Genomic DNA, 19,134 nt, shown 5'->3' on the forward strand with positions numbered 1-19,134 from the left:
AGGTTACGGACCACCGAGAAGGCCAGCCAGGCGGCCAGGAAGCCGCCGATCACCTTGGGGCTGACCCGTAGCTCGGGCAGCCGCCAGCCGAACGCCTGCCGACCGGCCCAGGCGAGGAAGAAGTAGGCCAGGAAGGGCAGCGCGAAGACGAAGAGGAAGTGGTGTCGGGCGGCGGCCGGCAGGTCGGCGTGCAGCACGTACCAGAGGGCACGGGTGCCGCCGCAGCCCGGACAGTCCAGCCCGGTGGTGAGCTTGAGCAGGCAGGACGGCAGGGCGTCCGGTGCCGACCGGGTGGGGTCACTGAGCAGCGTGTAGCCGATGCCGGCGGCGACACAGCCGAGCGCGGCCAACGGAACCACCCAGCGCGGCGTGCGGGCGTGCAGCCGCGTCACGAGCCGGGTCAACCGGTCCGGCTCGGCCACCGGGTAGCCCGCCGGATAGCCGCCCGGCTGGCCCGTCGGATGACCACCGTGGTGATCCGCCGGGTAGCCGCCGGGGTGGCCCGTCGGATGACCACCGGGGTGATCCGCCGGGTAGCCGCCGGGGTGGCCGTCGACGTGTGCCGCCGGCCACCCCTCGGGCGCGACCGCCGCGCCGGCCGGCTCCCCAGTGGGCGGCTGCGGCTGGGCGGGCGGTCGGTCAACGCTCGTCACGAAGCTCACCGTACACCGGCGACGCCGGTCAGCGCGGCGGCCAACGGGGCCGCGAGGTCACCGGCGAGCGGTGGCGCCACCGCGTCCAGGCCGAGCCAGCCGGCGAGCCGGTACAGCTCGGCGGCGAGCGCCACCGCGGTCTCGCCCGGGTCTGCGCCCGGCTCCACCCAGGCGGCCGGCACCAGCAGTACGCCGGCCTTACGGTCGGCCTTCAGGTCGACCCGGGCGGTGAACCGCTCGCCCTGCCGGAAGGGCAGCACGTAGTAGCCGTGGACCCGCTTCGGCGCGGGAACGTAGATCTCGATCCGGTAGCTGAAGCCGAAGAGCCGCTCGGTGCGGGACCGTTCCCAGACCAGCGGGTCGAAGGGGCTGACCAGGGTGTTGCCCCGGACCCAGCGGGGCAACCGGGCCGACGCGTGCAGCCACGCCGGCTGCCGCCAGCCCGGCACCGTCACCGGTCGCAACTCCCCCGCCTCGACCAGCTCGGCGATGGCCTGCCGGGCCCCGGCCACCGGCAGCCGGAAGTAGTCGCGCAGCTCCAGCTCCGCGGCCACCCCGAGCGATCGGGCGGCGATGCCGACCAGGATGCGGTACGCCTCGGCGTCGGTGGGTGTGGGCGCGTCCAGCACCGTGGCCGGCAACACCCGCTCGGGCAGGTCGTAGCGGCGGGCGAACGAGGTGGTGCGCTCCGCCGCACAGACCTCGCCGGCCCAGAAGAGATATTCCAGCGCCTGTTTGACCGCCGACCAGTTCCATCCCCAGTTGCCGGTCTGCCGGGGTGCATCGTGCTCGATCTCGACCACCGTCAGCGGGCCCCGGGCGGCCACCTCGTCGCGTACCCAGGCCACCAGCTTGGGCTGCTCCTGCGCGATGCGACGCATGCCGCCCCAGGCGTCGGCGCGCGCCCGGGCCATCCGCCAGCGCAGCATCGGATGCAGGCTCACCGGCACCAGCGACGCCTCGTGGCCCCAGTATTCGAACAGCTCGCGCGGGCGGCGGTAGGCGGCCGAGTCGAGCAGCGTCGTCGGATAGGGCCCGAGCCGGCTGTAGAGCGGCAGGTAGTGCGCCCGTTGCAGCACGTTCACCGAGTCCATCTGGATCAGGCCGACCCGGTCGAGCACCCGGCGCAGGTGCCGACGGGTGGGCACCCCGGTCGGCGCGGGGTCCGTGAAACCCTGTGCGGCAAGCGCGATCCGCCGGGCCTGGCTGAGCGAGATTGATTCCGGTGCGACCATCGCCGGCAGGCTACGTCAGCGGTACGACATCGGCGGGCTGCCGCCCGGGCCGGTCGGCTCGCGCCGCACCGCCCGGCTCGTCGGGCGCGGCAGCCGGCTGGGCGGGCGCGCCGAGCGGCTGGGCGGGCGCGCCGAGCGGCTGGGCGGGTCGGGTCGGCTGTCGCACCGGCAGGAAGGCCAGCATCGCCAGGCTGATCCAGACGTAGGTGTTGCTGAACAGGAAGCCGTCCACTCCGCTGAAGTCCTGCTCCCAGGCCCAGACGATCCGGCTGATCAGGAACGCGTACCCGACGGCCGCGGCGACCAGCAGGACGCGGCGCCGGCGGCTGCGCGACGGCGCGGCCATGCCGTTGTCGACCAGCAGGATCAACCCGGGCAGCAGCCAGACCAGGTGGTGTACCCAGGTGACCGGGCTGACCAGGCACATCACCGTGCCGGTCAGCGCCAGGCCGGTTGCCTCGTCACCGGCGGCAGCGGTGACCCGGGACCGCCACACCCAGAGCGCCACCGTCGCGGCGGCCAGCGCCAGCCAGGCCAGCGTGCTGGGACTGGTCGGGTCGAGCCGGGCCACCACACCGCGCAGCGACTGGTTGGAGACGAAGGCGAGTTCACCGACCCGCCCGGTGTTCCACAGCGCGGTGGTCCAGAACTCCCGCGAGGCGTCCGGAAACAGCCCGGCCGCCAGCAGGGTCGCGCCGGTCGCGGCACCGATGGCGGTGACCGCCGCCCGTACCCGCCCGGTGACCAGCAGGTAGACGATGAAGATGCCCGGGGTGAGCTTGATCGCGGTGGCCAGACCGATGCCGACGCCGGCCCACCGGCTGCCGCGCGGCAGCAGCCGGAGCAGGTCCACCGCGACCAGGAACAGCAGCAACGTGTTGACCTGGCCGAAGTTGATGGTCTCGCGCATCGGCTCGAAGGCGGCGGCAAGGCAGAGCGCCAGAGCGAAGGCGAACCAGCGGGTCCACCCGGCCCGCCGCGACACCGGATCCAGCAGCCACCAGATCACCACCGCGCTGGTGACCACGCCGGCCGCGACGCTCACCACGATCGCCGGATGCCAGGACAGGTACGCCATCGGCAGCATCACCAGCGCGGCGAAGGGTGGATAGGTGAAGCCGTACTGGGTTCCGGGCCGCAGATAGTCGTAGATCTCCCCGCCGTCGTGCACCCACCAGACCAGCGCGCCCCGGTAGACCTGGAGGTCGAAGAAGCCGTGCCGGACCGCCGCCACGGACAGGAACGCGGCCACCGCGACGGCGAGCAGCACCACCGCGACGATCTGCCCGAGCGTCCGCCTGGCACCCTGCGCCAACGTCGTCTCCCTCGCCCTGCGTAGGCTGTTGTCCCATGGCTCTCGGGTTTGTCCGCCCGGCGCGTCCGGAGGACGTCGCCGAGATCGCCCGCATCCAGCTCGCCACCTGGCGGGCCGCCTACCGGCGGCTGCTGCCCCGGCACGTGCTGGAGAACCTCGACGAGGCGTGGCTCGCGCAACGCTGGGACGCCGCGGTGCGCCAGCCACCCGGTGACACCCACCGGGTGCTGGTCGCCGTCGAGCAGGCCGAGCAATCGTATCTGGTGGGTTTCGCCGCTTCCGGCCCGGTCGACGCCGAGGCGCTCGCCCCGAACGAGCCCGCCGACGCGCTCGGCGCGGGCGTGGTCGCGGTGACCGACCTCCTGGTCGAGCCGCGCTGGGGCCGGCGAGGGCACGGCAGCCGGCTGCTCGCCGCAAGCGTCGACCTGTGGCGGGAGTCCGGCTTCGACACGGCGGTGGCCTGGGTCTTCGAGGGCGATCAGGCGTCCCGCAAGTTCCTCACCGCCGCCGGCTGGCAGCCCGACGGCGCGGGCCGCGCGCTGGACGTGGACGACATGCTGGTGCCCCAGCTCCGCCTGCACGTGGTGCTCCCCACCGAGGCGGCCGAGCCCAGCTGACCGGGCCCGGCCGTCCCGGATGCGTTCAGTCGAGCAGCGGGTCCAGGCCGACGGTCAGGCCGGGGCGGTCGCCGACCGCGCGGACCGCGACCAGCACCCCGGGCATGAACGAGACCCGGTCGTACGAGTCGTGCCGGATGGTGAGCGTCTCGCCGGTGGTGCCGAAGAGCACCTCCTGGTGGGCGACCAGGCCGGTGGCCCGGACCGCGTGCACGCGTACCCCGTCGATGTCGGCACCCCGGGCGCCGGCGACCTCGTCCTTCGTGGCGTCCGGTGCCGGGTCGAGGCCGGCCTCGGCGCGGGCGGCGGCGATCAGGCGGGCGGTGTGGGTGGCGGTGCCGCTCGGCGCGTCGAGCTTGCGCGGGTGGTGCTGCTCGATGATCTCGACGGACTCGAAGTGCCGGGCGGCGCGGGCGGCGAACTGCATCATCAGTACGGCGCCGATGCCGAAGTTGGGGGCGATCACCACGCCCACGCCGGCTTTGCCGGCCAACCAGTCGCGCACCTGGTCGAGGCGCTGCCCGGTGAAGCCGGTGGTGCCGACGACCGCGTGGATGCCCCGCTCGACGCACCAGCGCAGATTCTCCATGACGACGTCCGGCGTGGTGAAGTCGACGACCACCTGCGCACCGGCGTCCGCGATGGCGGCCAGTTCGTCGCCCTGGTCGACCGCGGCCACCAACGTCATGTCGGCGGCCCCGTCGACCGCCTTGCACACCTCGGCACCCATCCGGCCCCGCGCGCCCAGCACAGCAACCCGGATCGCGCCCTGCTCCTGCTCGTCAGTCACGCGGCACAACCTATCCCAATCAGAAGTCGGACTCGCCGAACGGACCGACCACCGCCAGGGACATCGGCCGGGCGAGCAGGTCGGCGGCGAGGGTGTTGACCTCGTCGAGACTGACCGCGTCGACCCGGTCGAGCAGTTCGTTGACCGGCATCAGGTCGCCGTAGAGCAGTTCGCCCTTGGCCAACCTGCTCATCCGTGAGCCGGTGTCCTCCAGACCGAGCACGAACGAGCCCTTGCTCATCCCCTTGCCCCGGGCGAGTTCGGCCTCGGTGATGCCGTGTTCGGCGACCCGGGCCAGCTCGGCCCGGGTCAGTTCGAGCACCTCGTTGACCCGGGTCGGCGCACAGCCGGCGTAGACGCCGAAAAGCCCGCTGTCGGCGTACTGGCTGGCGTAGGAGTAGACCGAGTAGGCCAGTCCGCGGCGCTCGCGGATCTCCTGGAACAGTCGGCTCGACATCCCACCGCCGAGCACGTTGTTCAGCACCCCGAGGGCGAAGCGGCGCTCGTCGAGCCGGTCGATGCCGGGGCAGCCGAGCACCACATGCGCCTGCTCGGTCTCCTTCGCCTCCACCACCGTGCTGGCCGCCCGGGTGCGTACCGCCGGGCTGGTCGGCCGGTACGGTGCCGGCGCAGCCGGGTCGGTGTCCAGCGGGCTGCCCTGCAACGCCTGGCGGACCAGCCGGACCACGGTCGTGTGGTCGAGGTTGCCGGCGGCGGCGATGACGATCTGCGGCGCCACGTACCGGCGACGGTAGAAGCCCTGGATCTGCCGGCGGGTCATCGGGGTGACCGTCTCCGCGGTGCCGGAGATCAGCCGGCCCAGCGGGTGATCACCGTAGACGGCCCGGGCGAACAGGTCGTGCACCTCGTCGCCGGGCTCGTCGTCGTGCATGGCGATCTCTTCGAGGATCACGCCGCGCTCGGTCTCGACGTCGGCCGGTTCCAGCACCGAGTCGGCGACCAGGTCGCACATCACGTCGATGGCCAGCGGCAGGTCCTCGTCCAGCACCCGGGCGTAGTAGCAGGTGTATTCCTTCGTGGTGAAGGCGTTGGTCTCCCCGCCGACCGCCTCGATCGACGAGGAGATCTCCAGCGCGCCCCGCTTGTGGGTGCCCTTGAAGAGCAGGTGCTCCAGGAAGTGCGCGGCGCCGGCCTGCGGGCCGGTCTCGTCCCGTGAGCCGACCGCCACCCAAATGCCGAAGGAGACGCTGCGCATCGCCGGGATCGCCTCGGTGAGCACGCGCAGCCCGCTGGGCAGCACCGTGCGGCGCACCGTACCGCCCAGCGGGTCGTCGCTCAGCGTCCTGGTCACCGCCCGGGTCGGAGCACCGGCGGCCCGGCCGGTCGCGGTGGCGTGTCGACCGGCGCCGGGCGGTGTCACCCCCGGTGCGGCCACGGGACGGGACGAACGCCGGGTGCGGCTCACAGCAACCTGCTTCCAGTACGACGAAGAGTGGTGGGTGACGAACCGGCCGGGCGACATCGTCGCCCGGCCGGTCAGCGGATCAGTACGGCTGCTCGGAGCTCAGCTGTGCCGGGTGCGACGCCGCGGGCGGGAGTCGCCGCCGCCCTCGCCGCCCTCGCCCCGCTCCGGGCCACGGCCACCCCGGTCGCCACCGCGCTCGCGGTCGCCCCGGTCGCGCGGGGCCCGGTCGCCCCGGTCCCGGCTGGCCGGCCGCTCGTCACCGGCCTCGGCCGGAGCCGGCGCCTCGGCGCCCTCCGGGCGGACCTTGTCCAGGTAGATCTTGCCGCGCTGGTCGATGTCGGCGATCTCGACCTCGACCTTGTCGCCGACGTTGAGGAAGTCCTCGACCTTCTCGACCCGCTTGCCGTCGCCCACCTTGGAGATGTGCAGCAGGCCGTCGCGGCCCGGCAGCAGCGAGATGAACGCGCCGAACGGTGCGGTCTTGACCACGGTGCCGAGGAAGCGGTCGCCGGTCTTCGGCAGGGTCGGGTTGGCGATCGCGTTGATCCGCTCGACCGCGGCCTGCGCCGACGGGCCGTTGGTGGCACCGACGTAGATCGTGCCGTCGTCCTCGATGGAGATCTCGGCGCCGGTCTCGTCCTGGATGGCGTTGATGGTCTGGCCCTTCGGGCCGATCACCATGCCGATCTTGTCGACCGGGATCTTCACGGTGGTGACCCGCGGCGCGTAGTCGGACATCTCGGCCGGGGCCTCGATCGCCCGCTGCATCACGTCGAGGATGGTCTGCCGAGCCTCGTGCGCCTGCTGGAGCGCGGCGGCCAGCACGTCGGACGGGATGCCGTCGAGCTTGGTGTCGAGCTGGAGCGCGGTGACGAAGTCCCGGGTGCCGGCGACCTTGAAGTCCATGTCGCCGAAGGCGTCCTCGGCACCGAGGATGTCGGTGAGCGTCACGTACTGGGTCTTGCCGTCGACCTCGTCGGAGATCAGGCCCATGGCGATGCCGGCCACCGGCGCCTTCAGCGGCACACCGGCGGAGAGCAGGCCCAGCGTCGAGGCGCAGACCGAGCCCATCGAGGTGGAGCCGTTGGAGCTGAGCGCCTCGGAGACCTGCCGGATGGCGTACGGGAACTCTTCGCGCGAGGGCAGCACCGGGATCAGCGCCCGCTCCGCGAGGGCACCGTGCCCGATCTCGCGACGCTTCGGCGAGCCGACCCGGCCGGTCTCACCGGTGGAGTACGGCGGGAAGTTGTAGTTGTGCATGTAGCGCTTGGACTTCTCCGGGGAGAGGGTGTCCAGCGCCTGCTCCATGCGCAGCATGTTGAGCGTGGTGACGCCCAGGATCTGGGTCTCGCCGCGCTCGAACAGCGCCGAGCCGTGCACCCGCGGCAGCACGCCGACCTCGGCGGTCAGCGGACGGATCTCGCGCGGGCCCCGGCCGTCGATGCGGACCTGCTCGCGCAGCACCCGGCTGCGTACCTCGGACTTGGTGAGCGAGCGGAAGGCGGCGGAAAGCTCCTTTTCCCGGCCCTCGAAGCGCGGGCCCAGTTCCTCCAGCAGGCGGGCCTTGATCGCGTCCAGGGCACCCTCGCGGTCCGCCTTGCCGGCGATCTGGAGGGCCTCGGCGACGTCGGCGCGGGCCAGGTCGGCGACCGCGTCGTACACGTCGTCCTGGTAGTCCAGGAAGACCGGGAACTCGGCGACCGGCTTGGCGGCCACCTCGGCCAGCTCGCTCTGCGCCCGGCACAGCTCGCGGATGGCCGGCTTGGCGGCCTCCAGGCCGCTGGCCACGACCTCCTCGGTCGGCGCGGCGGCACCGCCGGCGACCAGCTTGACGGTGTGCTCGGTGGCCTCCGCCTCGACCATCATGATCGCCACGTCGCCGTCGGGCAGGGCGCGGCCGGCCACGACCATGTCGAAGGTGGCCCGCGCCAGCTCCTCGTGGGTCGGGAAGGCGACCCACTGGCCGTCGACGTGGGCCATCCGGGTGGCCCCGATCGGGCCGGAGAACGGCAGGCCGGAGAGCTTGGTCGACATCGAGGCGGCGTTGATCGCCACCACGTCGTACGGGTGCTGCGGGTCGAGCGCGAGGATGGTCTCGACGACCTGGACCTCGTTGCGCAGGCCCTTGACGAACGACGGGCGCAGCGGCCGGTCGATCAGGCGGCAGGTGAGGATGGCGTCCTCGCTGGGCCGCCCCTCGCGACGGAAGAACGAGCCGGGGATGCGCCCGGCGGCGTACATCCGCTCCTCGACGTCGACGGTCAGCGGGAAGAAGTCGAACTGCTCCTTCGGCTGCTTGCCGACGGTGGTGGCGGAGAGGACTACCGTCTCGGCCAGCTGGGCGATGACGGAGCCGGCGGCCTGGCGGGCCAGCCGGCCGGTGGAGAAGGTGATCTCACGGGTGCCGAACGACCCGTTGTCGATCACGGCGGTGCGGGATTCGGTGCCGAGTCTGGTCTCGGTCATGGTGTTGACGTGCTCCTTCGCATCGGGGGCCACGACGCGGGAGCTGTGCGGACGGCCGGTCTTCGATCGAAGCGCCCGGGACCGCCGGCGGGATGCCGCGATGCCCGGAGGCCACTACCGGAGACCGGTACGCCGACGGCTCCTCTTGGGGGTCGCGGCCCGTGTCTCGGGTGGGGACGCCGACGGGGGAGCGGCCAGGTCGGGCCACTCCCCCGTCCGAGTCACCGGCGCAGACCGAGCCGCTCGATGAGCGACCGGTAGCGGTTGATGTCCTTCTTCTGGACGTAGTTGAGCAACCGACGGCGACGGCCGACCAGCAGCAGCAGCCCACGGCGGCTGTGGTGGTCGTGCTTGTGCACCTTCAGGTGCTCGGTGAGGTCGGCGATCCGCTTGGTGAGGACCGCGACCTGAACCTCGGGCGAACCGGTGTCGCCCTCGACGGTCGCGTACTCCTCGCGGATCTTGGCCTTGGACTGCTGGTCGAGCGCCATGTTCTCCCTGTTTCAGTGGGTTGTCGATGCTGTCCGTCGGGCCGGGCTCGGGCACCGGCGACGAACGGTCCTCGCACCCGCGGCGTCGAGCAGGCATGCGAGGCCCTACGTCGGTCAGCCGACGTCCTCCCCACCGTACACCACCTCGTGCGAATCTTCCGGTCAAGGCCCGTCAGGCCAGCGCCCGGCGGGTCCGCTGGACATCCTCGGTGATCTGCGCCACCAGGGGCTCGATCGAGTCGAACCGGATCTGTCCGCGCAGGTGCGCCACGAAGTCCAGGGCGAGCCGCTCGCCGTACAGGTCGCCGTCGAAGTCCAGGGCGTACGCCTCGACCCGGCGCTCCCGGCCGGAGAAGGTCGGGTTGGTGCCGATCGACACGGCGGCGGCCAGGGTCTGTCGCTGCCCCCGGCGGACCATCCGGGCGGCGTAGATGCCGTCGGCGGGGACCGCCGCATACCGGTGACAGAGCAGGTTCGCGGTCGGGAAGCCCAGCTCACGGCCGCGCTGATCGCCCCGGACCACCACCCCTTCCAGCCGGTGCGGACGGCCCAGCGCGGCGGCCGCCGCCGTCACGTCACCGGCGTCGACGCAGGAGCGGATGTACGTGGAGGAGAAGACGGTGCCGGACTCGGCCACCAGCGGGGCGCCCTCGACGGCGAACCCGAACGTGCGGCCCAGCCGCTCCAGCAGCGCCACGTCGCCGGCCGCCCGGTGCCCGAACCGGAAGTTGTCGCCCACCACCACAAGCGCGGCGTGCAGGTGTTCGACCAGGACGTCGTGCACGAACGCCTCGGCTGGCAGCCGGGAGAACTCCGCGGTGAACGGCACCACGCAGAGCACGTCCACCCCGAGTGCCTCGATCAGCTCCGCCTTGCGCGCCGGTTCGGTGAGCACCGCCGGGTGCGATCCGGGCCGGACCACCTCGGCCGGGTGCGGGTCGAAGGTGACCACCACCGACTGCACGCCCAGTTCACGGGCCCGGGCCACGGTGTGCCCGATTGTCGCCTGGTGCCCCTTGTGTACGCCGTCGAAGACGCCGATGGTGACGACCGACCGCCCCCAACCACCGGGCGCCGCGTCGTACCCCCGCCACCGCTGCATGCTCTTCCTCTCCTGTCGTCCCGCGGACCGGACCGGGATCCGCCGTCAGGCCGGGGCCAGCACGATCTCCGCGCGGGCCCGGCCGGCCCGCTCGCTGACGATAGCGATCAGCCCACCGGCGGGGTCGAAGACGGCGTACGGCCCGCTGCGACCGACCGCCTCCAGCGGCCCGCCGTGGGACAGCACCTTCGCCTCCTCCGCGCTGGCGTCCCGGCGTGGGAAGAACCGTTCGGCCGCGACGGCGAGGGGCAGGTCGACCACGTCGGGCACCCGCCGCTCCAGGTCGTCGAGGGTGGCGGCCTCGCCCAGGTGGAAACCGCCCACCGCGGTACGCCGCAGCGCGGTCAGGTGCCCGCCCACGCCCAGCGCCAGGCCCGCGTCCCGGGCGATGGCCCGGATGTACGTGCCGGTGGAGCAGCTCACCTCGACGTCGACGTCGACCACGTCGGGCTGGTCCCGCCGGATCGCCAGCACCTCGAGCCGGGAGACGGTGACCCGGCGGGCCGGCAGTTCGACGTTCTCCCCCTCGCGGACCCGCTTGTACGCCCGCTGGCCGTTGACCTTGATCGCGCTCACCGCGCTCGGCACCTGGTCGATCTCACCGGTCAACGCGGCCAGCGCCGACCGGACGTCGTCGTCGGTGAGCCGGCCGGCGGGCGTGGTGGCGATCACGTCCCCCTCGGCGTCGTCGGTGACGGTGGCCTGACCGAGCCGGATGGTGGCGGTGTAGCTCTTGCCCGCGCCGATCACGTACGTCAGCAGGCGGGTGGCCCGGCCCACGCCGATCACCAGCACTCCGGTGGCCATCGGATCGAGGGTGCCGCCGTGCCCGACGCGGCGGGTACGCGCGAGCCGACGGATCCGCGCCACGACGTCGTGCGACGTCACACCGCCGGGCTTGTCCACCACGATCAGACCGTCTGCGCTCACGACGTGCAAGCCTGCCAGACCCTTCCGGACGGCCGAGCACCGCCACGGTCGACCCGAAACGGGATGCCCTCCGTCGCACCCTGCGCCACGATGATCCTGCTCCTGGTGCTCTCCGTCCACGCCCTCTACGGCCGGGCCTGATCCGCTCCGGCCGGGCCTGATCAGGCGGGTGCCGCGCCCGATCGGGGTTCGCTGCGGACCGCGCCGGTCACCGCCCAGGCGCCGTTGCGCAACCGCAGCAGCAGGCCGACCAGGCGGATCACGACGAAGAGCATCAGCCCGGCCCAGATGCCGCCCAGCCCCAGGTCGAAGGCGTAGGCGAGCCAGATCGCCGGCAGGAACCCGCCCAGCGCGCCGACCACGGTGAGGTTGCGCAGGTAGCGGATGTCGCCCGCACCGATCAGCACCCCGTCGAGGGCGAACACCACACCGGCCAGCGGCAGCATCGCGACGAACCAGGGCCACGCCACCAGCGCCTGCTCGTGCACGGCCCGCTCCGAGGTGAACCAGGTCGGCACCACACCGGCACCGGCCAGCGCCAGCCCGGCGAACGCCGTACCGCAGACCGCACCGAACCATGCGATCCGCCGGGCCAGGGCCCGGGCCACCGCGGCGTCCCCGGCACCGAGCGCGGCACCGACAAGTGCCTGCGCGGCGATCGCCAGCGCGTCGAGCACCAGCGCCGCGAAGAACCAGAGCTGCACGGCGATCTGGTGGGCACCGACCACCGCCGCGCCGAACCGCGCGGCGACCGCCGTGGCGGAGAGGAAACTGGCTTGGAAGGCCAGGCCCCGGATCAGCAGGTCCCGGCCGAGCACCAGTTGCTGACCGATGATCCGGGGACGGGGACGCAACGCCACCCGTTCGGACACCAGCGCGGCCGCGAAGAGCGCTCCGCAGAGGGTCTGCGCGATGACGTTCGCCACCGCCGAGCCGATCAGCCCCATCCCCACCGGATAGACAAGCACCGGGCACAACACCGCGGAGAGCAGGTTGGGGCCGAGCACGAAGAGCAGCGGGCGGCGGGTGTCCTGCACCCCGCGCAGCCAGCCGTTCCCGGCGGCGGCGAGCAGCAGCCCGGGAGCGCCGAACGAGGCGACCCGCAGCCACTCGCCGGCGGCGCGGCCGACCTCGCCACCCCCGGCCAGGGCATTGGCCAGGGCACCGCCGCCGAACTGCATGCCGACCACGACCAGCAGGCCGGCGGCAAGCGCCAGCCAGGACGACTGGACACCCTCGGCCACGGCGGCGGCGCGGTCGCCCGCGCCGAAGCGGCGGGCGGCCCGTCCGGTCGTGCCGTACGCCACAACGGTGCCCAGCCAGGCGGTCAGGGTCATCACCGTGCCGCCGACGGCCACGGCGGCCAGCGGAACTCGGCCCAGATGGCCGACGACCGCCGTGTCGACCAGGACGTAGATCGGCTCGGCGGCGAGGACCACGAGGGCCGGCAGGGCGAGCGCGGCGATCCGACGGGGTGTGGCGACCCGGTCGGCGGCAAGGGTGGACTGGCTCATCGCCGCAGATGGTGGCACGTGAGCCGTAAGGGGAGCAAGCTTCTGCGCTACTTACCTGACGTGGGCTTCCGTCGCCCGCTCAGGCGGGCGGAAGGACAGGCCGGCGGCGCGGACCGGGGTCGGACGACCGACGCGACGAGGGCGGTGACGCCGTACGCGCTCCGACGGCTCGGCGTCACCGCCGGTCGAGTACGGTCACTGACGGGTGTCCATGGAGGTCTGCAGGGCGCGACGGGCCTGCTCCCGGGCTTCGTCGGTGGTCTCCGGCTTGGGCTTGGCGGGCATGGTGGACCCCTTTCCAGGGCACGCGGTGCTGCGTCACGGGCGGTGTTTCGACAGACACCCGGAACCTGCTCCGGGGTCACCGGAGCGATGGCTGGGCGACGTGGTGGCCCGGGTCGGTCGACCCTGGAGAGAAGCGGCGCCGGGTATGGCTCCGCCACCCCTGACCTGCGTCAAAGCAACGCCGGCCAATTCCCAAGTTATCGTTCAGGTCCACATGGTGCGCGCTGTTCCCGCCATCTGGACAACTCGGATACCTGTCACCGGGCGGTCGGATACCGGTAGACAGGCGCGCGGAAACCGACAAACAGGCGCGCGGAGACCCGGTCACTCGACAGTCAGCGGACCGGTCACCGGGCAGTCAGCGGAGCGGCACGCCGGGCAGTCAGCGGGCCAGGAAGTGCCAGCCCACCCACCACCAGAAGCCGAACAGGCCGATCCGCCCGACCGGCACCGGGCCCACCTCGTAGCGCATCACGTAGGCGCAGACCTCGCCCAGGGTCGGGATCCGCGAGCCCTCCCGCCGGGCCAACCACTCGACCAGACCGAACAATGCCAGCCCGACCAGGAAACCGCCGATCGCCAGTGCCCGCATCACCGCCGCACCAACCCCCAGAACGCCGACAGCCACACCAGCCAGGCGGCGGAGCGGACCAGCCGGTCCTCCAGCAGCGGGTCGGCCAGCCGGGAGAAGGTGGGGAAGTCGTCACCGGCCGCCGCCACGAAGGTCGCCCCCTCGAAGATCCCGAAGACCAGCACCGGAACCGTCCACCAGACCGCACCCGAACTCAACCGACGGGGTGCCGGGCGACGCGGCACCCGGTTGCTCAGGCCGAGCCAGATGAGCACCCCACCGGCGCCGAAGACGTAGAGATTCGCCTCGGTGGAGAAGGACGGGAAGCGTCCGCCGACCAGTGAGAGGGCGACGAGGACCGGTACGCAGACAACCGGACGCTCCCAGGTGCGGGGTGCCTCGACGGCGAGGTCGTGGGGCTGCTCCATCATCCGATTGTCCCTGTCCTGTCCCGGCACGGAAATGCCAACATGCCCGGAGCCGACCCTGAGATCAGGCCGGTCGATCGGCGCCACCTTTCGACGCGGGCACCGCCAACTCGGCCCGGATCCGCTCGATCACCTCATCGACGCTGCCCCGGCCGGTGAACCCGGCGGCGAGCCGATGCCCGCCCCCACCCAACGCGACGGCCACCCGGCTGACGTCCGTCGCACCCTTGCTGCGCAGCGAAACCGCCCACTCCTGCGGCCCGGTCTGCTTGACGACACAGCTCACATCGGCCTCCGCGGTGCACCGCACCGGGTCGATAAGGGCCTCCAGCACGTACGGCCGCTGCTCGTGCCGGGCCAGGTCGTCCAGGGTCGCGTACGTCCACACCAGGCCCTGCCCGGCGGCGGCCTCGGGCTCCAGGCGGGCCCGGCTCAGCACCTCGCCGAAGAGGCGTACCGCCCCGAACGGGCGGCTGTCGAAGACCCGCCGGGAGATCTCGCCCGGGCGGATCCCGGTGGCCAGCAGGCGGGCCGCCATCTCGTGCACCGCCGGGGTGGTGGCGTCGAACCGGAACGAGCCGGTGTCCGTGCTCAGCGCCACGTACAGACACTCGGCGATGCTGGCATCCAGCGCCACTCCGAGCCGGACCAGCAGCTCCTCGGCCACCACGGAGGTCGCCGCCGCGGCCGGGTCGACCAGGTTGACGTTGCCGAAGCCGGTGTTGGAGGCGTGATGGTCAAGCACCAGCGCGACTCCCGGGCCGGCCAGCCGGTCGGCCAACTCACCGAGCCGCGAGTCACTCGCCGCGTCGAAGCAGATGACCAGATCCGGCTCCGGATCGGCCTCGGCCGCCGGCACCAGCAACTCCAGGCCGGGCAGGCCACGGAACGGCTCGGGTACCTCCGGCGGGCCGGGGAAGGTCGCCTGGAGCTGGCGTACGCCGAGCCGGCGCAGCCCGAGCCCGAAGCCCAGCATGCTGCCGAGCGCGTCCCCGTCGGGGTTGACGTGACAGATCAGCAGTACCCGGCCGTCGGAGGGCAGCCGGCGCACGGCCGCCACCGCCGCGGCCCAGTCGTCCTCGGTGGGCCCGCCCGCCACCGGGCCAGCCGGTTCGGGGGCACCGCCCCGGGCCGGCCCGGGCAGCGTCACGGTCGGATCCGCCTCGGTCAGGGCGCCGCCGGTGGAGGCGGTCACCGCCGCTCCCCGCCCCGGGCATCGGCGGCGTCGCCCCGGGCGTCGGCGTCGGCGTCAGCCCCGGCATCGTCGGCGTCGGCGTCCAGTGCCTCGTCGGCCTCCTCCAGCCGGTACGGCTGGGCCTCCCCGGCGTACTCGGCCTTGGCGGCGAGTCGCTGCACCTCGGCGTCGGCGGTGCGGGCCGCGGCGAGCAGGTCGTCGATGTGCTTGACCTGATCCTGCACGTCGTCCAGGACGAAGGTCAGGGTCGGCGAGTGGCGCAGGCCGAGGGCCTTGCCGACCGTGCTGCGCAGCATGCCCTTGGCGCTGTCCAGCGCGGCGGCGGTGCCCGCCTGGGCCGCCGCGTCGCCGAGCACGGTGTAGAACACCGTGGCGTCGCGCAGGTCGGCGGTGATCCGGGCATCGGTGATGGTGATCATGCCGAGCCGAGGATCTTTGATCTGGCTCCGCACCACCGAGGCGACCAGCTCCCGCACCCGCTCCGCGTGCCGGCGTACCTTGGCCGGATCCGTCATCTCCGTCACCTCCACGGGCGTCCCGCTACCCGCCGGGACCGGCGACGGCGACGTCACCGGAGCCGGCCGGGCCTCAACACCCCGAACCCTACCCGCGCCGGACCTCGCCGTGCGCGGCCGGCCGGGGTACCTGCCGGTCCGTCGCGGGCCCCGACCGGGCGGTGCCGACCTCGTCGCAGTCAGTCGTCCTCGCCGTAGAGCCGGCGGCGCACCGAGAGCAGTTCGATCTCCGGCCGCCCGGCCACCAGACGCTCGCAGGAGTCGAGGACCTCACGGGCGTGCGCCGCCTCAGCGGCCACGACGGCCACGCCCAGCTCCGCCCGCCCGTGCAGGTCGAGCGCGCCCACCTCGGCGACCGAGACCTCGAAGCGGCGCAGCGCCGCCACGATCGGCCGGACATATGATCTCTTGGCCTTCAGCGACCGGGAGTCGCCCGGCAGCAGCAGGTCGAATACTGCGGTTGCGGTGTACATCGCTGCGGACACTACCCGCAACCCGCCCCAGGCGATCAAGGGGTTTACGCCGGTCGGCGTAAACCCCTTGATCGGTGCCTCAGCACGGGATCAGGCGCGAACCTTCTCCCGCATCTCGAAGGTCTCGATGACGTCGCCGACCTGGACGTTGTTGTAACCACCCAGGGTCAGACCACACTCGAAGCCCTCGCGGACCTCCGTCGCGTCGTCCTTGAACCGCTTGAGCGAGCTGATCGTGAGGTTGTCCGCCACGACCGTGCCGTCGCGCAGCAGGCGCGCCTTCGCGTTGCGCCGGATGATGCCCGACCGGACGATGCAACCGGAGATGTTGCCGATCTTGGACGAACGGAAGACCTCGCGGACCTCCGCGCTGCCCAGCTCGACCTCCTCGTACTCCGGCTTGAGCAGGCCCTTGAGCGCCGCCTCGATCTCCTCGATGGCCTGGTAGATGACGGTGTAGTACCGGATCTCCACGCCCTCGCGGTCGGCCATCTCGCGGACCTTGTTCGAGGCCCGCACGTTGAAGCCGATGATCGTGACCGGCTCGGACGAGGCGCTGGCGAGCATGACGTTGCTCTCGGTGATCGCACCGACGCCCCGGTCGAGGACCTTGAGCTGGACCTCCTCGGGAATGTCGAGGTTGAACAGCGCGTCCTCCAGGGCCTCCACCGAACCGGAGACATCGCCCTTGAGGATGAGGTTGAGCGACGTCTTCTCGCCCTCCTTGAGCTGCTCCATGAGCGTCTCGAGGGTGGCCCGGCCACGGGAGTTGGCGAACGCCGCCGCCCGCCGCCGTGCCTGGCGCTGCTCGGCGATCTGCCGCACCGTGCGGTCGTCCGCCGCGGCGAGGAAGGTGTCGCCCGCGCCCGGCACCGCGGTCAGACCGAGAACCATTACCGGACGCGCCGGTCCGGCCTCGGTGACCTGGTTGCCGTTCTCGTCGAGCATCGCCCGGACCCGGCCGTGCGCCCCACCGGCGACGATCGAGTCGCCCGCCCGCAGGGTGCCCTTCTGCACCAGCACGGTCGCCACCGCACCGCGGCCCTTGTCCAGGTGCGCCTCGATGGCCACACCCTGCGCCGGCCCGTCGATCGGAGCGGTCAGCTCCAGCGACGCGTCGGCGGTGAGCAGCACCGCTTCGAGGAGATCCTCGATGCCGATGCCGGGCTTCGCGGCCACGTTGACGAACATGGTCTCGCCGCCGTACTCCTCGGCGACCAGGCCGTACTCGGTCAGCTGCTGGCGGACCTTGTCCGGGTTGGCCTCCGGCTTGTCGACCTTGTTGACCGCGACCACGATCGGCACTTCCGCCGCCTTGGCGTGGTTGAGCGCCTCGATGGTCTGCGGCATCACGCCGTCGTCGGCCGCCACCACCAGGATCACGATGTCGGTGACCTGCGCACCACGGGCACGCATGGCGGTGAACGCCTCGTGACCCGGGGTGTCGATGAAGGTCACCGCCCGGTCTTCGCCCTCGTGCGGGACGTGGACCTGGTAGGCACCGATGTGCTGGGTGATGCCACCGGCCTCGCCGGCCACGACGTTCGCCTTGCGGATCGCGTCGAGCAGCTTGGTCTTACCGTGGTCGACGTGACCCATGACGGTCACCACCGGTGCCCGGCTGACCAGGCGGTCCTCCGCCACCTCGGCGTCGAGGTCGATGTTGAACTGCGCGAGCAGCTCGCGGTCCTCGTCCTCCGGGCTGACGATCTGCACGTTGAAGCCAAGGTGCTCACCCAGCAGCAGCAGGGTGTCGTCAGAGCAGGACTGGGTCGCGGTGACCATCTCGCCCAGGTTGAACATCTCCTGGACCAGCGAACCCGGGTTGGCGTTGATCTTGTCGGCGAAGTCCGACAGCGAGGCGCCGCGGGAGAGCCGGACCGTCTGCCCCTGACCCCGGGGAGCACCCGAGCTCATGGTCGGGGCCGACAGGTTGTCGAACTCCTGTCTGCGCTGCTTCTTGGACTTGCGACCACGGGTCGGCTTGCCACCCGGACGCCCGAAGGCACCGGCGGCACCGCCGCCACGGCCGCGACCGCCGCCACCCGGACGCCCGCCGCCACCGGCCGGCGCACCCGGACGGAAGCCACCGCCGCCGCCACCGGGGCCGCCACGGTAACCGCCACCGCCGCCACCGCCGCCGCCGGGGCCGCCACGGTAGCCACCGCCACCGCCACCACCGGGGCCGCCACGGTAGCCACCGCCACCGCCACCGCCGCCACCGGGACGACCGGCGCCGCCACCGGGACGACCAGCACCCGGACCACCGGGGCGGCCGGGCCGCTGGCTCGGCATCGAGGCCGGGCTCGGCCGCGGCGGCATCGACGCGGGACTGGGCCGCGGCGGCATCGAGGCCGGGCTCGGCCGGGGACCGCCGGCACCGGCGGCCGGCGGCCGCTGCTGCTGGCTGCCCTGGATGCCGAACGGGTTGTTACCGGCGCCCCGCGCCGGCGGACGGCCCTGCCGGCCACCCGGACCGGGGTTGGGTCCGCCGGACCGGCCCGCGGCCGGGGAACCCGGGCGGGGCGGCATGGTGCCGGGACCCGGACGGGGACCCGGACGGGCGCCGCCCTCGGCCGGGGGCTCCCGGCGGACGTTCTCGCGCTGCTGCTGGCGGGCGGCCTGGGCGGCCTTGACCGCAGCCTCCTGCTCAGCCTTCAGCGCGGCGGCACGCGCCTCAGCGGCGGCCACCTCGATGTCGTGGGCACTCGCCGGCTTGGCGACCGGGGCCGCCGGGGGCGGCGGACCGGGCACCGGGGCCTTCGGTTTCGGCCCGGGCACCGCCGGACGCCGGGGCGGCGTCGGCTTGGCGGTGATCCGGGGCTCGCCCGGGGTCGGCGGTGGGGTCGGTACTGCCGACGGTGCCGGCGCGGCCGACGGCGCAGCCGCCGGTGCACCCGAGCCGCCGCCGGAGGCGACGAACGCGCTGCGCAGCCGCCGGGCGACCGGCGCCTCGACGGTGCTCGATGCGGACTTCACGAACTCGCCCATTTCCTTCAGCTTGGCGAGAACGGTCTTGCTTTCGACCCCGAGCTCTTTCGCAAGCTCGTGTACGCGGGCCTTGCCTGCCACTGCACTCCTCACTCCGAGGTCGTGCGGGCAGCACCCGCAGCGACCTCACTCGTGCA

General features: G+C 72.8%; 17 protein-coding genes. 1 reads left to right on the forward strand and 16 read right to left on the reverse strand.

Features of this window, described 5'->3' with window-relative positions:
- The 3 genes from AC507J_RS26260 to AC507J_RS26270 all read right to left on the reverse strand — a co-directional run.
- A partial coding sequence (locus tag AC507J_RS26260) for a DUF2752 domain-containing protein (RefSeq protein WP_496292084.1) occupies positions 1-662 on the reverse strand: 662 nt, incomplete at its 3' end.
- Positions 659-1,888, reverse strand: coding sequence for a winged helix-turn-helix domain-containing protein (locus AC507J_RS26265; protein WP_496292086.1), 1,230 nt, complete (start codon positions 1,886-1,888; stop codon positions 659-661). The genes AC507J_RS26265 and AC507J_RS26260, both read right to left, overlap by 4 nt.
- A gap of 10 nt (positions 1,889-1,898) precedes the next feature.
- Positions 1,899-3,203, reverse strand: coding sequence for a glycosyltransferase family 87 protein (locus AC507J_RS26270; RefSeq protein WP_496292088.1), 1,305 nt, complete (start codon positions 3,201-3,203; stop codon positions 1,899-1,901).
- Between the two features lie 35 nt (positions 3,204-3,238).
- Here AC507J_RS26270 and AC507J_RS26275 point away from each other — a divergent pair, with 35 nt between their 5' ends.
- Positions 3,239-3,820 carry a GNAT family N-acetyltransferase gene (locus tag AC507J_RS26275; protein WP_496292090.1) on the forward strand — a complete coding sequence of 194 codons (582 nt, stop codon included), beginning with the start codon at positions 3,239-3,241 and terminating at the stop codon, positions 3,818-3,820.
- Between the two features lie 25 nt (positions 3,821-3,845).
- Here AC507J_RS26275 and dapB read toward each other — a convergent pair whose 3' ends face one another.
- The 13 genes from dapB to infB form a co-directional block, all read right to left on the reverse strand.
- Entirely contained in the window at positions 3,846-4,610 is a 765-nt protein-coding gene (dapB, locus tag AC507J_RS26280; protein ID WP_496292092.1) for a 4-hydroxy-tetrahydrodipicolinate reductase, read from the reverse strand.
- Positions 4,611-4,629: 19 nt separating this feature from the next.
- Complete coding sequence (locus AC507J_RS26285) at positions 4,630-5,991, reverse strand: M16 family metallopeptidase (RefSeq protein WP_496292190.1); 1,362 nt, start codon at positions 5,989-5,991, stop codon at positions 4,630-4,632.
- A gap of 144 nt (positions 5,992-6,135) precedes the next feature.
- Positions 6,136-8,502, reverse strand: coding sequence for a polyribonucleotide nucleotidyltransferase (locus tag AC507J_RS26290; protein ID WP_496292094.1), 2,367 nt, complete (start codon positions 8,500-8,502; stop codon positions 6,136-6,138).
- Positions 8,503-8,723: 221 nt separating this feature from the next.
- A complete protein-coding gene (gene rpsO / locus AC507J_RS26295; RefSeq protein ID WP_111243763.1) occupies positions 8,724-8,993 on the reverse strand; it encodes a 30S ribosomal protein S15 in 270 nt (89 codons plus the stop codon).
- Between the two features lie 172 nt (positions 8,994-9,165).
- Positions 9,166-10,095, reverse strand: a complete 930-nt coding sequence (locus AC507J_RS26300; RefSeq protein WP_496292096.1) for a bifunctional riboflavin kinase/FAD synthetase — start codon at positions 10,093-10,095, stop codon at positions 9,166-9,168.
- 45 nt (positions 10,096-10,140) lie between these two features.
- Positions 10,141-11,043, reverse strand: a complete 903-nt coding sequence (truB, locus tag AC507J_RS26305; protein ID WP_496292192.1) for a tRNA pseudouridine(55) synthase TruB — start codon at positions 11,041-11,043, stop codon at positions 10,141-10,143.
- A 143-nt stretch (positions 11,044-11,186) separates the two neighbouring features.
- Entirely contained in the window at positions 11,187-12,539 is a 1,353-nt protein-coding gene (locus AC507J_RS26310; RefSeq protein WP_496292098.1) for an MATE family efflux transporter, read from the reverse strand.
- A gap of 667 nt (positions 12,540-13,206) precedes the next feature.
- On the reverse strand, positions 13,207-13,416 hold the full coding sequence (locus AC507J_RS26315) for a DUF6186 family protein (protein ID WP_181445169.1): 210 nt from the start codon (positions 13,414-13,416) through the stop codon (positions 13,207-13,209).
- Positions 13,416-13,823: a hypothetical protein gene (locus AC507J_RS26320; protein ID WP_496292100.1), complete on the reverse strand. Its 408-nt coding sequence runs from the start codon at positions 13,821-13,823 to the stop codon at positions 13,416-13,418. The genes AC507J_RS26315 and AC507J_RS26320 overlap by 1 nt, the downstream gene beginning before the upstream one ends.
- A gap of 64 nt (positions 13,824-13,887) precedes the next feature.
- Positions 13,888-14,967 (reverse strand): DHH family phosphoesterase, encoded by a 1,080-nt coding sequence (locus AC507J_RS26325; protein ID WP_496292194.1) that lies wholly within the window; start codon positions 14,965-14,967, stop codon positions 13,888-13,890.
- Between the two features lie 47 nt (positions 14,968-15,014).
- On the reverse strand, positions 15,015-15,533 hold the full coding sequence (gene rbfA / locus AC507J_RS26330; protein WP_496292102.1) for a 30S ribosome-binding factor RbfA: 519 nt from the start codon (positions 15,531-15,533) through the stop codon (positions 15,015-15,017).
- Between the two features lie 179 nt (positions 15,534-15,712).
- A complete protein-coding gene (locus AC507J_RS26335; RefSeq protein ID WP_496292104.1) occupies positions 15,713-16,006 on the reverse strand; it encodes a DUF503 domain-containing protein in 294 nt (97 codons plus the stop codon).
- Positions 16,007-16,096: 90 nt separating this feature from the next.
- Positions 16,097-19,078 carry a translation initiation factor IF-2 gene (gene infB / locus AC507J_RS26340; RefSeq protein ID WP_496292105.1) on the reverse strand — a complete coding sequence of 994 codons (2,982 nt, stop codon included), beginning with the start codon at positions 19,076-19,078 and terminating at the stop codon, positions 16,097-16,099.
- Between the last annotated feature and the right edge of the window lie 56 nt (positions 19,079-19,134).

The organism is Micromonospora sp. PRAS1 (genome assembly GCF_059553435.1).

Bases quoted from the DNA above. Each gene is read 5' to 3' on its own strand.
- AC507J_RS26265 (WP_496292086.1), bottom strand. From the start codon at position 1,888: ATGGTCGCACCGGAATCAATCTCGCTCAGCCAGGCCCGGCGGATCGCG.
- AC507J_RS26275 (WP_496292090.1), top strand. From the start codon at position 3,239: ATGGCTCTCGGGTTTGTCCGCCCGGCGCGTCCGGAGGACGTCGCCGAG.
- AC507J_RS26290 (WP_496292094.1), bottom strand. From the start codon at position 8,502: ATGACCGAGACCAGACTCGGCACCGAATCCCGCACCGCCGTGATCGAC.
- rpsO (WP_111243763.1), bottom strand. From the start codon at position 8,993: ATGGCGCTCGACCAGCAGTCCAAGGCCAAGATCCGCGAGGAGTACGCG.
- AC507J_RS26300 (WP_496292096.1), bottom strand. From the start codon at position 10,095: ATGCAGCGGTGGCGGGGGTACGACGCGGCGCCCGGTGGTTGGGGGCGG.
- AC507J_RS26310 (WP_496292098.1), bottom strand. From the start codon at position 12,539: ATGAGCCAGTCCACCCTTGCCGCCGACCGGGTCGCCACACCCCGTCGG.
- AC507J_RS26315 (WP_181445169.1), bottom strand. From the start codon at position 13,416: ATGCGGGCACTGGCGATCGGCGGTTTCCTGGTCGGGCTGGCATTGTTC.
- AC507J_RS26320 (WP_496292100.1), bottom strand. From the start codon at position 13,823: ATGGAGCAGCCCCACGACCTCGCCGTCGAGGCACCCCGCACCTGGGAG.
- rbfA (WP_496292102.1), bottom strand. From the start codon at position 15,533: ATGACGGATCCGGCCAAGGTACGCCGGCACGCGGAGCGGGTGCGGGAG.
- AC507J_RS26335 (WP_496292104.1), bottom strand. From the start codon at position 16,006: ATGTACACCGCAACCGCAGTATTCGACCTGCTGCTGCCGGGCGACTCC.